This window comes from Acidovorax sp. (assembly GCF_046291265.1).
Taxonomy (GTDB): Bacteria; Pseudomonadota; Gammaproteobacteria; order Burkholderiales; family Burkholderiaceae_C; genus Acidovorax.
In genome coordinates, this window is record NZ_JBKBTV010000089.1 from 1 (window position 1) to 13,343 (window position 13,343).

The window sequence follows — 13,343 nt, forward strand, 5'->3', positions numbered from 1 at the left end:
GGCCAATTGCAGCTGCGCGGCCAGTCGGCGGCTGTCCACCGCCGTCGCCTCGGCATCGCCCAGCGCGGCCTTGCGCGCACGCTCACCAGGCAGCCACAGCGGCAGGGCCACTCCCACCTCCACCTCGCGGTTGCCCTGGTTGCTGCCGGGGCGGTCGGTCTTGGTAGAAAGTTCCAGCGCCACGGGCTCGGCCGTCCACGACGAAGCGCCCTGGCGCACGGCCTGCGCCGCCTCGCGCCGCAGTGCGGTCGACTGCGCCTCGGGCTGGCGCGCCCAGGCGTGCTCGAACAGGGCTTTGAGCGTGAGGGGTTGGCTGGCGGGAGCCGCCGCTGGTGTTTGGGAAAGCGCGGCGCCGCTGGCCAGCGCACACCCCACAGCCACGGCGGCCATCGACAGCCATGGCGTGAATGTTGTTCTTTTCGTTCGTTGCATCCGATTCCTCTGCAGTGGGGTGACCCACGGGGTTGAAATCGGCAAGGCACGACGCCCGGCGCGCAGGTGCGCACCGCTGCTGCCCGCCAGGACAGCGTGGAATCGTCAGGAAGGGGCTACCCGGTGCCCGCCTCGCCGCTCAGGCGAGGGATGGCCAATTAGGGCGTTCGGGGCGGGAAAGAGGGGGGTGCACCCAGACCGGTGCAGTCTGGGCCGCAGGCCGTCCGACCGCGACCACCAGCGCCGGGGCGCCTGCACTCCAGACCATGCCACTGCCCGCGCCGTGGCACGCATGGCAGTCCATGTCGACGGTGCCAGAACTGGTCAAGGCCTTGTGTTCTGAGGTTTCACTGGCCTGGGAGGGCTCGGCAGCAGCCGCCGTTGCATCGGCACCGTGCAGATCGCCTTGGTGGTCGTGCACATGGTGCCCAAAGTGCGATGCCTGTGGTGCCGACTCGTGCCCGCAATACGGCGAGGCGGCCGCCCAGATGGACTGGAGCGGCAAAAACACCAACAGAAAAACGAGCAGCATGCGATGCATAGGCAGCGGGATTCTAAGCAGGCGGTGGCCCAAGCCCCCGGCCATAGCCCCCAGCAAAAAAGGGCATAGGCCAGGCAGCGCATGACGGGCACCCCGAAGCAGGGATCGAATGGGCAAGATTGCTTTCATTTTTATAGCAACTTTTATATACCCATCAAGCGCTAGCAGCCATTTATTGCACTAAATTTGTGCCACCAGGCACTGCGGCACTCCGTCGGCGGCGCTCACCCTCACGCTGCGCACACCCCACACCTGTGCGATGGTGTCGGGGGTCAGCAGGTCGGCCGTTGCCCCCACGGTTTGCACCCTGCTGAGGCCGGGGGCCAGCAGCAGGCTGTCGTGGGCGTATCGCAACGCCAGGTTCAGGTCGTGCAGCACCGCGATCACGCCAACGCCCTGCTCCACCGCCCAGCGGCGCACCAAGGCCATGGCCTGGTGCTGGTGCGCCAGGTCGAGCGCGGCAGTGGGTTCATCGAGCAGCAGCCAGCGTGCCGCACCTTCTGGAAGCGGCTCCCAGATCTGCGCCAGCGCCCGTGCCAGGTGGGTGCGGGCACGCTCGCCGCCCGACAGCGTATTGACACTCCGCGCAGCCAACTGCGTCACACCCGTGGCCGCCATGGCTTCGTGCACGATGCGCGCCTCGTGGCGGCTGGGGTGCTGCCGGTGGGGAAACCGCCCCATCTCCACCACCTCCTGCACCGTGAAGTCAAACGCTACCGCCGTCTCTTGTGGCAACACCGCGCGGTGGCGTGCAAGGTCTAGCGCTTTAAACGCAGACAGCGCCTTGCCCGCCAGGCGCACACTGCCCGAGCGCGGCGCGCGCTGGCCCGACAGCATGGACAACAAGGTCGACTTGCCCGCGCCATTGGGCCCCAGGATGGCGGTGACACGTCCCGGCGCAAATTGCGCGTGCACCGTGGCCAGCAGCGGCCGCCCTGGCACGCCCACGCCCACTTGGTCACACACCAAAAGGTTGACGGCAGGCCGGTTCACACCTTGCTCCTGAACTGGCGCAGCATGGCCAAAAACAGCGGCACACCGATGAAGGCGGTCAACACGCCCAGCGGCAGTTCGGCCGGTTGCACCACGGTGCGCGCCACGCCGTCGGCAGCCAGCACCAGCGATGCCCCCAGCAAGGCCGAGCCCGGTAGCACCACGCGGTGGTCCGGCCCCGCCACTAGGCGCACCCAGTGCGGCGCCACCAGGCCAATAAAACCGATGATGCCGGTGGCTGCGGTCACAGCGCCCACCGCCAGCGCCGTGACCAGCACGGCCAGGCGCTTGGTGCGCTCCACCGGCACCCCCAGCAGCGCGGCCTGCGCCTCGCCCAGCGCAATGGCATTGAGCGGGCGCGCCAGCGCCAGGCCCAGCACACCCGCCAGGGCCACCACGCCACTGACCAGCGCCACGGCGCTCCAGCGCGCGCCGCCCAGGCTGCCCAGTAGCCACATTTGCAGGTTGCGCAGCTGCTCGTCGGTCGAGATGAAGTTAAGGTAGCCCAGCCCCGACAGCGCCAGCGCGTTGACCGCCACGCCCGCCAGCAGCATGAGCCCCATGCGCGTGCCGCCGTCTGCCTGGGCCAGCGCGTAAATCAACCCCGTCACCAGCAACCCGCCGCCAAACGCCATCAGCACCAGCGGCCAGCTGCCCAGCGTTCGGGGCAGATCGGGAAACCACTGGCTGCCCAGCACGATGGCAAAGGCGGCGGCCAGCGCCGCCCCGCTGCTGACCCCTATCAGGCCCGGGTCGGCCAGCGGGTTGCGAAACAGCCCCTGCATCAGCGCGCCCGCCAGCCCCAGTCCTGCGCCTGCGGCCACGCCCATCAGCAAGCGTGGCAGGCGGATGTTCATGAACACCAGGTATTCGGGTGCCGCTGTTGCTGCGGCAACATCAGCAGGGGCACCGCCCACGGCCTGCACCAGCACCTGCCAAAGCTGCGCAGGTGAAATGGCATAGGCGCCCCGGGTGCTGGCCCACAGCAACGCCGTCAGCACCAGCGCCCCACCCAGCAGCAATGCCGTGCGCGGCGGCAGGCGGCCCAGCCGCCGGGTGTCGCCACCGCGTGATGCCAGCGCCAGGCCGCTCACGCCGTGGTCGCCTGCATGCGCGCATGCAGCTCTTGCACCGCGCCCGGCAGGCGGGGCCCAAAGCCCAGCAGGTGGCTTGCTTCCATCGCCACCAGCGCCTTGCGGCCAAAAGCGGGGGTCAGCGCCAGCTCGGGGCGTTGCCAGAAGGCCGCCTCACCGCCCAGCGCTTCAATGCCTTGCGTGCTGTTGAGCAGCACCTGCGGCGCCGCACTGGCCATGGCCTCGGCCGTGAGCGGCCGGTAGCCTGCAAACTGGGTGATGGCGTTGACGCCGCCCGCAAACCGGATCAACGCATCGGCCGCCGTGCCCGTGCCTGCCACCATGGGGCTGCCGCCATGCGACAGGATGAACAGCGCGCGTGGGCGCCGCGTCGCGGTGGCCACGGCCTGCTGCACACGGGCCCATTGGGCGTCCAGGTCGGCCTGCAGCGCCTGGGCCTCGCGCTCGCGCCCGGTCACGCGGCCCACCGTGGCCACCTTGCGACGCACCTCGTCCCACGAATGGTCGGCCTTCACCAGCTCCACCCGCACCCCGGCACTGCGCACTTGGTCCAGCACCACAGGCGGGCCAGCCTCGGTGGTGCCCACCACGGCGTCGGGCTTGAGCGAGAGCAGCCCTTCGGCCGACAGCTGGCGCATGTAGCCGACCTTGGCTGTCTTGAGCGCGGCTTCGGGGAACAGGCTGGTGGTGTCGGTGCCCACCAGTTGGCCTTGGGCGCCCAGCAGGTACACCACCTCGGTGAGCGCGCCGCCCAGCGACACGATGCGCGCTGCAGACGGGGCTGCGCTGGCGTTCAGGACGGCGCCCAGGGGCAGCGCACCCAGGCCTCGCAGCACCTGGCGCCGCAAGGCGCCCCGCGGCGCCAAGTGGCGGCTCAACAAGGCTCCCTGCTGCAGGTGCCGCTTCGAATCACGCGGCAACATCGGCCACCTCCTCAACACCGGGCAGGCGCGCCACCAGGTCACGCCAGCCTTGCAGCTCGGGCTGGCCCGGCTTGCGCGCGCCAAAGAACATGGCCATCAGCTCGCCCGCGGCGTCAAAAGCCTCCACCGAAGTCACCACACCGTCGGCGGTGGGCTTTTCAACCACCCACACGCTGTGGACCATGTCGGTGCGCAGGTGCAGGTTAAAGCCCTCGTCCAGCACGTTGATCCACTGGGCGGAGGGCGTTTGCAAAGGCTTGATGTTGCGCACCGGGCCGGTGTGGATCTGGATGCAACCACCGCTGCTGACAAACACCATGATGGGCAAGCCGTCCATCGCGGCCTCGTCCAGCAAGCGTGTGATGGCCTGTGGGGCCGCGCGCCATGCAAACTGCCCTTCCACCAAACGAAAGCTCTGCTGGCGCTCCACGCCAAATCGGCGGGTCAGGCCAAAAAATTCGTGCGTGTCCTGCATGGCGGCCCAGGCTTCGCGAAGGCCTGCAGCGTCGATATCGGCATCGGGCCGGGGTGCATCGGGCGCTGGCCGCGGGGTAAACACATAACCCGCACTGGGCTGCGCAAAGCGCTGCACCACGGCATCAAACGCAGCGCGGTCGGTGGCCTCGCGCACAAACACTTTGTGCACAGCGCGGCCGTGGACGTTGAAAAACTGCAGGCTTTGTGCAGGTGGCCGCGCAGGGTCGTTGGCCAACTCGGTCACGGCAAAACCTGCGTGCCACTGCGCAAAAAACAACCGCAGGTCAATGTCTTCGCCCAGCGCCAGCCCCACCGGGCCGGTGGCAGACACGTTGACGTATACACCGGTCTTCTCATGCACCACGGCTTCGTTGCGGGTCAGCGCCATCAGCGGCCCGCAGGCGCCCAGCGCCTGCAGCAGCTCCAGCCACGAGCCTTGCAACGGCAGCGCCGTCAAGGGTTGGGCGTGCTCCCCCGCGTGAGCGGCCACCACCGCGCCCTCCGACAAACCCAGGCTTTCGGCAGCGTCCTTGGCCCGCTTGCCCGTAGCGCGCGCCGCGGCAAACTGGGCGCGGATGCCGGGGGCGGTCTGCAGGCTGGCGGTGGCGGCGGGGTCCAGCAGCACCGCGCTCATTGCACCACCTCGGGTGCGGGCACCCACAGCACACGGCGTTGCTCGGCGGCAGACAGGGCTGCGGCCACAGGTTCGGCCCGGTTTGCGCCACATTGCTGCACCCAACGGTTTTGCAGGTTGCACAGCATGGTGCGAAAGTGCGGCGTGAACACGTCTGACTGACCCAGCAATTGCAGGTTGGTCACGATCTTGTGGCCCATGGCTTCGCGGTGGCTGTCGCAGCACGCCTGCACATAGCCGGTCATCAGGGCCAGCGTGCCCGCCAGCAGGGCTTCGGCGCAGGGCAGGCTGTATTCCTCATCGCTGGCGTTGGGCAGGTCTGAGCTTTCAGCGGATTTGGCGGTGTGGGTCATGGTGTCTCTCCTGGGTGTGGATGGATGAACATGGACAAGGTCGGGGCGGCTTCAGAAATCCGCCACCAGCGACACGCGCACTGCGCGGCCCGGCTGGGTGTAGGCGTCAATGAAGCTGGCGTTGGCGGCCAGGCCACGCACGTCGGCCCAGCGCCAGTGTTTTTTGTCGGTGAGGTTGTAGATGCCGGCGTTCAGGCGCAGGTCTTTGCGGATGCGCCATTGGCCCGCCAGGTCGAGCACCGTGTACGACGGCGTGAGGTACTGCGTGCCGCCCGCAGCCACATACACGTCGGCGGCTTTTTTGGCGGCGCTGTGGGTGGCGTCCAGGCGCACATGCCAGCCAGCGGTTTCGTAGCGCACACCGGCCGTCAGGCGCGTTGGGTCCACGGTGTTGACGGGGCGGCCCGTGGCGGTGTCACGCCCCCGCGTCTGGCCGTAGGCAAAAGGCGTGCTGACCTGGCCACCCGCCACCGAGCCCCAGTCCATGCGGCCCTTGACCTCAAACCCACTGAGCTTCACGCGGCCGATGTTGACCGACTGGAACACCAACGGGTTGCCGGGCGCGCCGGTGCCGCCCACCTGCTGCAGGTCTTCAATAAAGTCTTTGTAACGCCCGCTGAAAGCCGCCGCCTCCACCGACAGTGCCTGCATGCGGCCCCGCACGCCCAGCTCCAGGTTCTGGCTTTTTTCGGGCTTGAGATTGGCGTTGGGGATGGTTTTGTAATTGGCGACCGGGTTCTCGAAGAACGCATTCACCTGCCCTGCATTGGGCGCCCTGAAGCCTGCCGCGTAGTTGCCAAACACGCTCCACTGTTCGGTGGCGCGGTACAACACCCCCAGCTTGGGCGACGTGGCATTGCCCGACAGCGACACGGCCTGCGCGCCAAACCCGGTCTGGTCGGCCTTGATGCGAAAGCTGTCAAAGCGCACGCCCGGCGTGATGCTCCATGCGCCGTTCACCAACTCGTCCTGCACGTACAGCGCGGTGCTGGTTTCGGTAGTGTCCGGAAATCGCTTGAGCGGAAACGTCTCGCCCACGGGCGGCGTCACCCCCGTCTGCAGGTTGCTAACCTTGGCGGCCGTGTGGTCCAGCCCATAGGTGATCTTCTGCACCCAGGCACTGCCGCCCGAGCCCATGCGCAGCAGCTTGTTGCCCTGCAGATTGGCCTGCCAGGTGCGCTCGTCATAGGTCACGTCGCGCACGCGGTCGGCAGCGGTGTTGCGGTCTTCGGTGATGTACTCGCGCGAGTGCGAATCCTGGAAGCTCAGCGTCGCCTTCAGGTCATCGGCCAAGGCCGTGTTCACGCGCCACGAGCCCTCCCACGTCGCGCGGCTGCGCTGCATGTCGGTGAACGACGTGGACGACAGCACCGACGTGCCGGCCAGCGGCGGCTTGGCACGCGCGGTGAGCAGCTCGTAGTCGGCACTTTTGTCCACATGCTCCAGCGTGAACACATGGCGCTGGCCGCCACCGGGTGTGAGCACCACCTTGCCCAGCAAAGCGCCGCTCTGGTCCTTTTGCGGGTTGGGCAGCGTGCGGTCAACATTGGCCGCAGCGTTGGTGCCCATGTTGTCCAGCTCGCGGGTGCGGGTCACGTTGCCACCGATCAGCCACTGCACCGCGTCGCCTGCACGCCCGGCCACCGTAGCGCCCAAGCGCTTGCCATGGTCGTCACCGTCGTAGCCCGCGCTGACGCGCCCACCCAACGTTTTGCCGTCTTGCAAAAAGGCCGACGGATCTGCCGTGATGAAGTTGACCAGCCCGGCCATGCCGTCGGACCCATACAACGCCGACGTGGCACCACGAACCACCTCAATGCGCTGCAGCAGCCCGATGTCCAGGTAGTCGCGCCCAAACGCATTGGCGCTGAACACATAGCTGCGCGGCAGGCGAATGCCGTCCACCATCATCAACACACGGTTGCCATCCAGCCCCCGAATGTTGAAGCCCGCATTCTGGTCCCGCCCCGTGGACCCGCTGGCCAGCGTAAAACGCGACGGCGAACGCGCCACCGACACATTGGGCAGCTCGCGCGCCACATCCCGAATGTCACGCACCTGGCCCTCTTCGAGCGCCTGGGCATTGATCACGTCGATGCTCATCGGCAGCTCGTCCGGGTCTTGCTCGGTGCGCGAGCCGCTGATGACGACTTCCTTCAGCGCCGGGCCTGCGGCGACTAGCTGCACGGCAGCATCTTGAGCATGTGCCGTGCCCATGGCCACACAGGCACAGGCAACCAGCCAGGCCAGCGGCCCCGGCCACTGCGGGCCTGGTTGGCGCGACGGGCCGGAGGTCTGCAACAGCGCAGACCGGGAAGAAAACAACGGGGAAAGGGATGCCTGCACCACGGATGGATGTCCTTCTCTGAAACGATGACGAGTACAGAGCTGGCTCCATGCAGACGGTCCTGGCTTCTGCGGTGATCGCAGAAGGAGGGCCGTTGTGGCTGGCTGATGGGTGAATTATATGAGAATAGTTCTCAATACGTATCGAAATCTGCGATCAGCAGCGCCTTGTGTGAACCAGGGGGCCTGAGAACCGAAAAAATTCGCGCCCCGAGTATTCGGGATCAGGTACGCGTGCTTTGGGCCCTGAGCAGCCGTTCAGAAGCGCCGCCCGGAAGCTGCCTTTGACTTGCTGCACGCTGCTGTTGGAAATTTCGTTGTCTGCCTACGGCAAGCTATAGTTTGCCGAGTTGGCGCATGCCGGGTTTCCACGGAATTTTTATACCTGGATATTTGAACAGGTCGCCCCTTGAAAACCTATGCTGCAAGCCACTCCCAGGAGGAAACAGTGTCCAGAATATCCCGCGCGGTCCAGTTCATCCCGCAGGTTTTGCGGGATACATCACGGTGGACGTCATAGATGATCATGCTGGCATTCATCCGCCGAAATGCCCTTGATCTGCTGCTCTGGCTGCTTGTCATGGGCAGCCTGTTTCTCATGTTCAAGTCGAGCACGGATCCACGTCCGGACTTCATCAAGGGAACAGCACTCGAAGACGTCTTTAGACCCTTTACCACTGGCAACCAGATCACTTTCGACATCGCTGTCGGCGTCATCGTCAGCCTGTTTATCTACGTGCTTGTGGTTCGCCTTCCGGCCTGGCAGAAGAAGAATCGTTTGAAGGCTCACCTGCTGCGCCGCTACGACGACCTCAAAGAACAATGCTTAATGCACTTTCTCTGGGCATGCAATGAACCTGCAGAGTCCACCTTGATTGATCGCCTGAAGAGCCAAGAGGAGTTCAGGACATTCTTCAAAGAACGTGTCTCGAAGGACCAAGATCGCTGGCACGCGGTGCTCAACGGGCTCACTGACGACTATGTCCAGTCCCTTGTCCGCGAACTTGACCTATTCCGAGGTGAACTGGACTACACACTCACTACTGTGGAGGTTGCGGACGAAAAGGTCTTCAGTTTCCTGCGCAACCTGACCCAGGTGCTTCAGCGAAGCCGCCATTGGTCGGATAGAGACGACCAGTTGAAGCCGCTCTCTCAGTTCATGTGGTCCATGTTTGCAGGCTGGAGTTTCGTGTCCGGGTACACCGGACGAGATCATGTTAACGAAATGATCCGGGCGATATGACGTCCAACCATTCATTCCGCCGGACCTGTCGCGGCAAGCCGCGCCGGTCCGGTGAGTTCCAACGTTGGGCATCCCGGATGCAGGGAGGAATATGGCAAACAGGAAAACGCGCTACCTCATAGATGGCCGGCTACCCGATGTTCTGGCGCTGATTCAAGTCCTAGCCTTGTCTCCTAAGACGAGACGAAGCGAGGATGGTCTCAGTTCAGAACTGCAGGGCAAACCCACGAGCGCGGACAGTTGGATTGAAGTTGGCAGTCAGCATCGCGAGTTCTTTCGCGTGAATCCGACCGGACAGAAGAGAGCCCACGTTTCCCTCATTGCGAGAAATGCCCAAGAGACGGTGGAGCGTGAAGACGGCGACGAAATTCGTCCTTTGCTACCTCCTGACACCACCGCGAAGCTGATGCAGCTTGCAGTAGATCTTCATGCCAAAGAGGTGCAGCGCAGCGAGGCATGGAAGACGGTCATCATCCCAATCACCATTGCGGTTTTGGCGGCGGTTGCCTCCATTTCGGCGGCGTTTATTAGCGCCACGCTTAAGGCCCCGTGAGAGATGTCTAACCATTCCATCGAGCGGATGCCCAACCGGCTTCGCTGGTCGGTCATCGCTCATGTCAAACGTTGAAGCTGTAAAAAAACTCTGGCACGGCGCTTGCAATCTCCGCGGACAAGGAGATCGCAATCATGGCCCGCTACAAGCCCCAAGACCACAACAGCCTGCTGCTGCCGGTGGTGCTGTCCGAGCAGATCATCCCCGGCAGCTTTGCCTTCGCGCTGAACTACCTGGTCGACCACGAACTCGACCTCCGCGCTTTGGATGCCGAGTTCAAGAACGATGAAGTGGGCGCCAGCGCCTACGACCCTCGCGTCATGCTCAAGATCGTGCTGCTGGCCTACAGTCAAGGCCTGATCTCCAGCCGGGTGATTGAACAAACGTGCCAGCGCAACGTCCAGTTCATCGCCATCAGCGGCGACAGCCAACCCAGCGATGCCCACATTGCCAAGTTCGTGGTCAAGCTCAGCTCGCAGATCAAACCCTTGTTCAGCCAAATCCTGATGACCTGTGATGCCCAAGGACTGATTGGCCGCGATATGTTCGCCATTGACGGCGTCAAGCTCCCCTCCAACGCCAGCAAAGAGCGCAGCGGGACCCATGAAGAGCTGCGCCACCGCGCAGATCGATTGGAGAAGGCTGCCGACAAGATCCTGACCCTGCATCAGGCCCAAGACAAACACGGCGCAGACGCTGCACCAGAGCCCAAGCGCCAAGCCCGCATTGAAGCCCTGCGCAAAGAAGCGGCACGCATCCGGGAGTTTCTGGTCAACAGCGCAGCCCGCAAGAACCGCAAAGGCCAGGAACTCAAGACCAACGTCACCGACCCCGAGAGCGCCAAGATGGCCACCAGCAAAGGCGTCATCCAGGGCTATGCGGCACAGGCGGCGGTGGACAGTGCGCACCAAGTCATTGTGGCGGCCGATGTCACAGGCTCAGGTTCCGAACAAGCCATGCTGCTGCCCATGATTGCGCAAAGCCAGCCCTACCGTGAAGAGCACACCCTGATCACCGCCGATGCCGGGTACCACAGCGATGCCAATGTCCAGCATCTGAAGGACCACCACATCCCCGCTCTGATTGCCGACAACCAGATGCGCAGCCGCGACGAGCGCTTTGCCGAACAAGGCAAGTACAAAGCCCATCCCGATCCGCTGTCCGAGAAGAAGGCAACAGGACAGCCCAAAGAAGTCAAGCGCTTCCAACCCAAAGACTTCCGTTTCAACGACGACAACACCGCCACCTGCCCGCGGGCAAGTTGATGAGCAGCCCTGGCAGCATCTACACCACGGCCACGGGTTTGCACTACCAGACCTATACGGCCAAGGCGGCGCACTGCAAGGCATGCGGCCTCAGCGGGCAATGCCTCAAAGGCCCGCTCAAACCCAATGACGGTCGGGGCCGCCAAGTCACCCGCTTTGAGCCCAAGATCAAAAACCCGATCCACCCCAGTGAATGCATGCGCCAGGCGATTGACTCACCCCGGGGCAGACAGCTCTATAGCCAACGCATCGGCACCGTGGAGCCGGTGTTTGCCAACATCCGCCACAACAAGCGCCTGACCCGCTTAAATCACAGGGGTCACGCCAAGGTCAATACGCAGTGGCACCTGTACTGCATGGTGCACAACATCGAGAAGTTGGCGAAGACTCAGTTGGGGCGAAACGGGGACCGGTAGAGTGGGTGAGCGGGCCAATGAACTGTCGTCAGGACTGTTTGGGACCGAAATTGCGGCAAACTTCGGACATGAACATTCACACCCTGAACTTGACGCCGCGTCATGTGTAAGTCATGGAAAACGCTTGCAGAACACAGGTTTTTTTACAGTCTCGTTGAGCGTCTGCTTCCATTCCCTTCCACAGGCTGCTCCTGGCCGAATTCTGCCCCACACATCAGGGCGCTGCGGCCTCGAACTGCTCATTTCCAGCAGCGCCAAACACCTTGCAAACCGCCGCGCCCCTCAACGATAGCGGGCGAAAAATCAACCCACCATCCGGCGCCTTGGCCACTCGATCATCTCCCCCGTGATCACGCCAAAAACAAAGCGACCGGATGCCGAAACATCCAGTCGCTCATTTATTTATAGCTACTAGCGCTTATCCATCAAGCGCTAGAGGCCAATTTCATTCAAAAATCACGCCAGCTCTGCCACCGGCTCAGCAGCAGGCGCAGTAGCAGCCGCAACCACCGGCATGCGAATCAGGTGGTCAAACGCGCTCAGCGCCGCCTTCGATCCATCACCCGCCGCAATCACAATCTGCTTGAACGGCACCGTGGTGCAGTCGCCCGCTGCGAACACGCCCGGGATGTTGGTGCGGCCGTGCGAGTCGACGATGACCTCGCCGAACTTGGACAGCTCTACCGTGCCCTTGAGCCATTCGGTGTTGGGCACGAGGCCAATCTGCACGAACACGCCTTCCAGCGGCACCAGGTGCTCCACATTGGTGGCGCGGTCCTTGTACTTGAGGCCGTTGACCTTGCCGTCGGCGCCGGTGATTTCCGTTGTCTGCGCGTTGGTGTGGATGGTCACGTTGGGCAGGCTCTTGAGCTTGTTGACCAGCACGGCGTCGGCCTTGAGCTGGTCAGCAAACTCCACCAGCGTGACGTGGGCCACGATGCCTGCCAAATCAATGGCGGCCTCGACACCCGAGTTGCCGCCGCCGATGACCGCGGTGCGCTTGCCCTTGAACAGCGGGCCATCGCAATGCGGGCAGTAGGCCACGCCCTTATTCTTGTACTCGGCTTCGCCCGGCACGTTGACGTTGCGCCAGCGCGCGCCGGTGGACAGGATCACCGTCTTGGATTGCAGCGTAGCGCCGTTGGCCATTTGCACGGTAATGAGGCCACCGGGCTCGGCAGCGGGAATGAGCTTGTCGGCGCGCTGCAGGTTCATGATGTCCACGCCGTAGGCGCGGGTGTGGGCCTCGAGTGCGGCAGCAAACTTGGGGCCGTCGGTTTCGAGCACCGAAATGTAGTTTTCAATCGCCAGCGTGTCATTGACCTGACCGCCGAAGCGCTCGGCAGCGACGCCGGTGCGGATGCCTTTACGGGCGGCGTACACAGCGGCTGCGGCGCCTGCGGGGCCACCGCCGACGATGAGCACGTCGTACGGTGCCTTGGCGCTGAGCTTGGCGGCTTCGCGGGCGGCGGCGCCGGTGTCGAGCTTGGCGACGATTTCTTCAATCGTCATACGGCCCGAGCCAAAGACCTGGCCGTTGATGAACACCATGGGCACGGCCATGATTTCGCGGTCGGTCACTTCCTGCTGGAAGGCGCCGCCTTCGATCACGGTGGTCTTGATCTTCGGGTTGACGATGGCCATGAGCGACAGCGCCTGCACCACGTCGGGGCAGTTGTGGCAGGTCAGGCTCATGTAGACCTCGAAGTTGAAGTCACCGTCCAAAGCTTTGATCGAGTCGATCACATCCTGCTCGACCTTGGGCGGATGGCCGCCGGTCCACAGCAGGGCCAGCACCAGCGAGGTGAATTCGTGGCCCAGGGGCAGACCAGCAAAGCGCAGGCTGTTGGTGGCGCCCACGCGCTGCAGGCTGAACGATGGCTTGCGCGCATCGTTGCCGTCGGTGCGCAGGGTGATCTTGTCGGTGCGCAGCGATTGGATGGTCGTCAGCAGCTCGCGCATGTCGCGCGCAGTCTCGCTGTCGTCCAGGGAAGCCACCAGCTCAAACGGCTGCTGCACGCGCTCCAGGTAGGCGGCGAGTTGGGTCTTGAGTTGTTCGTCGAGCATGGTGGT

At 64.2% G+C, this 13,343-nt stretch carries 12 protein-coding genes and 1 pseudogene; 4 read left to right on the forward strand and 9 right to left on the reverse strand.

Features of this window, described 5'->3' with window-relative positions; all coding sequences use genetic code 11:
* From ACK41V_RS21730 to ACK41V_RS21765, 8 genes and pseudogenes are all read right to left on the reverse strand, one after another.
* Window positions 1–432: pseudogene (locus ACK41V_RS21730) on the reverse strand (transporter); the annotation flags it as partial.
* Window positions 433–571: 139 nt separating this feature from the next.
* Window positions 572–964: a hypothetical protein gene (locus ACK41V_RS21735; RefSeq protein ID WP_409785497.1), complete on the reverse strand. Its 393-nt coding sequence runs from the start codon at window positions 962–964 to the stop codon at window positions 572–574.
* Window positions 965–1,153: 189 nt separating this feature from the next.
* Entirely contained in the window at window positions 1,154–1,966 is an 813-nt protein-coding gene (locus ACK41V_RS21740; protein WP_409785498.1) for a heme ABC transporter ATP-binding protein, read from the reverse strand.
* On the reverse strand, window positions 1,963–3,060 hold the full coding sequence (locus ACK41V_RS21745; RefSeq protein ID WP_409785500.1) for a FecCD family ABC transporter permease: 1,098 nt from the start codon (window positions 3,058–3,060) through the stop codon (window positions 1,963–1,965). The genes ACK41V_RS21740 and ACK41V_RS21745 overlap by 4 nt, the downstream gene beginning before the upstream one ends.
* Window positions 3,057–3,980 (reverse strand): hemin ABC transporter substrate-binding protein, encoded by a 924-nt coding sequence (locus ACK41V_RS21750; RefSeq protein ID WP_409785512.1) that lies wholly within the window; start codon window positions 3,978–3,980, stop codon window positions 3,057–3,059. Before ACK41V_RS21750 ends, ACK41V_RS21745 begins: the two co-directional genes overlap by 4 nt.
* Window positions 3,970–5,094, reverse strand: coding sequence for a hemin-degrading factor (locus tag ACK41V_RS21755; RefSeq protein ID WP_409785502.1), 1,125 nt, complete (start codon window positions 5,092–5,094; stop codon window positions 3,970–3,972). The genes ACK41V_RS21750 and ACK41V_RS21755 overlap by 11 nt, the downstream gene beginning before the upstream one ends.
* Complete coding sequence (locus ACK41V_RS21760) at window positions 5,091–5,447, reverse strand: hypothetical protein (protein WP_409785503.1); 357 nt, start codon at window positions 5,445–5,447, stop codon at window positions 5,091–5,093. Before ACK41V_RS21760 ends, ACK41V_RS21755 begins: the two co-directional genes overlap by 4 nt.
* A gap of 51 nt (window positions 5,448–5,498) precedes the next feature.
* Window positions 5,499–7,748, reverse strand: a complete 2,250-nt coding sequence (locus ACK41V_RS21765; protein WP_409785513.1) for a TonB-dependent hemoglobin/transferrin/lactoferrin family receptor — start codon at window positions 7,746–7,748, stop codon at window positions 5,499–5,501.
* 565 nt (window positions 7,749–8,313) lie between these two features.
* On the opposite strand from ACK41V_RS21765, the gene ACK41V_RS21770 reads away from it, so the two are divergent.
* The 4 genes from ACK41V_RS21770 to ACK41V_RS21785 all read left to right on the forward strand — a co-directional run bounded on the left by ACK41V_RS21770 (window position 8,314) and on the right by ACK41V_RS21785 (window position 11,270).
* Window positions 8,314–9,036 carry a hypothetical protein gene (locus ACK41V_RS21770; protein WP_409785505.1) on the forward strand — a complete coding sequence of 241 codons (723 nt, stop codon included), beginning with the start codon at window positions 8,314–8,316 and terminating at the stop codon, window positions 9,034–9,036.
* A 91-nt stretch (window positions 9,037–9,127) separates the two neighbouring features.
* Window positions 9,128–9,589, forward strand: a complete 462-nt coding sequence (locus ACK41V_RS21775; protein WP_409785507.1) for a hypothetical protein — start codon at window positions 9,128–9,130, stop codon at window positions 9,587–9,589.
* A gap of 134 nt (window positions 9,590–9,723) precedes the next feature.
* Window positions 9,724–10,854 (forward strand): transposase, encoded by a 1,131-nt coding sequence (locus ACK41V_RS21780; RefSeq protein ID WP_409785509.1) that lies wholly within the window; start codon window positions 9,724–9,726, stop codon window positions 10,852–10,854.
* Window positions 10,854–11,270 carry a transposase gene (locus tag ACK41V_RS21785; RefSeq protein WP_409785510.1) on the forward strand — a complete coding sequence of 139 codons (417 nt, stop codon included), beginning with the start codon at window positions 10,854–10,856 and terminating at the stop codon, window positions 11,268–11,270. Before ACK41V_RS21780 ends, ACK41V_RS21785 begins: the two co-directional genes overlap by 1 nt.
* Before the next feature lie 456 nt (window positions 11,271–11,726).
* Here ACK41V_RS21785 and ahpF read toward each other — a convergent pair whose 3' ends face one another.
* Window positions 11,727–13,337, reverse strand: a complete 1,611-nt coding sequence (gene ahpF, locus ACK41V_RS21790) for an alkyl hydroperoxide reductase subunit F (RefSeq protein ID WP_409785515.1) — start codon at window positions 13,335–13,337, stop codon at window positions 11,727–11,729.
* Window positions 13,338–13,343: the final 6 nt, after the last annotated feature.

Coding starts and splice junctions, on each gene's coding strand:
- ACK41V_RS21735 (WP_409785497.1), bottom strand. CDS start 964: ATGCTGCTCGTTTTTCTGTTGGTGTTTTTGCCGCTCCAGTCCATCTGG.
- ACK41V_RS21755 (WP_409785502.1), bottom strand. CDS start 5,094: ATGAGCGCGGTGCTGCTGGACCCCGCCGCCACCGCCAGCCTGCAGACC.
- ACK41V_RS21760 (WP_409785503.1), bottom strand. CDS start 5,447: ATGACCCACACCGCCAAATCCGCTGAAAGCTCAGACCTGCCCAACGCC.
- ACK41V_RS21770 (WP_409785505.1), top strand. CDS start 8,314: ATGATCATGCTGGCATTCATCCGCCGAAATGCCCTTGATCTGCTGCTC.
- ACK41V_RS21775 (WP_409785507.1), top strand. CDS start 9,128: ATGGCAAACAGGAAAACGCGCTACCTCATAGATGGCCGGCTACCCGAT.
- ACK41V_RS21780 (WP_409785509.1), top strand. CDS start 9,724: ATGGCCCGCTACAAGCCCCAAGACCACAACAGCCTGCTGCTGCCGGTG.
- ACK41V_RS21785 (WP_409785510.1), top strand. CDS start 10,854: ATGAGCAGCCCTGGCAGCATCTACACCACGGCCACGGGTTTGCACTAC.
- ahpF (WP_409785515.1), bottom strand. CDS start 13,337: ATGCTCGACGAACAACTCAAGACCCAACTCGCCGCCTACCTGGAGCGC.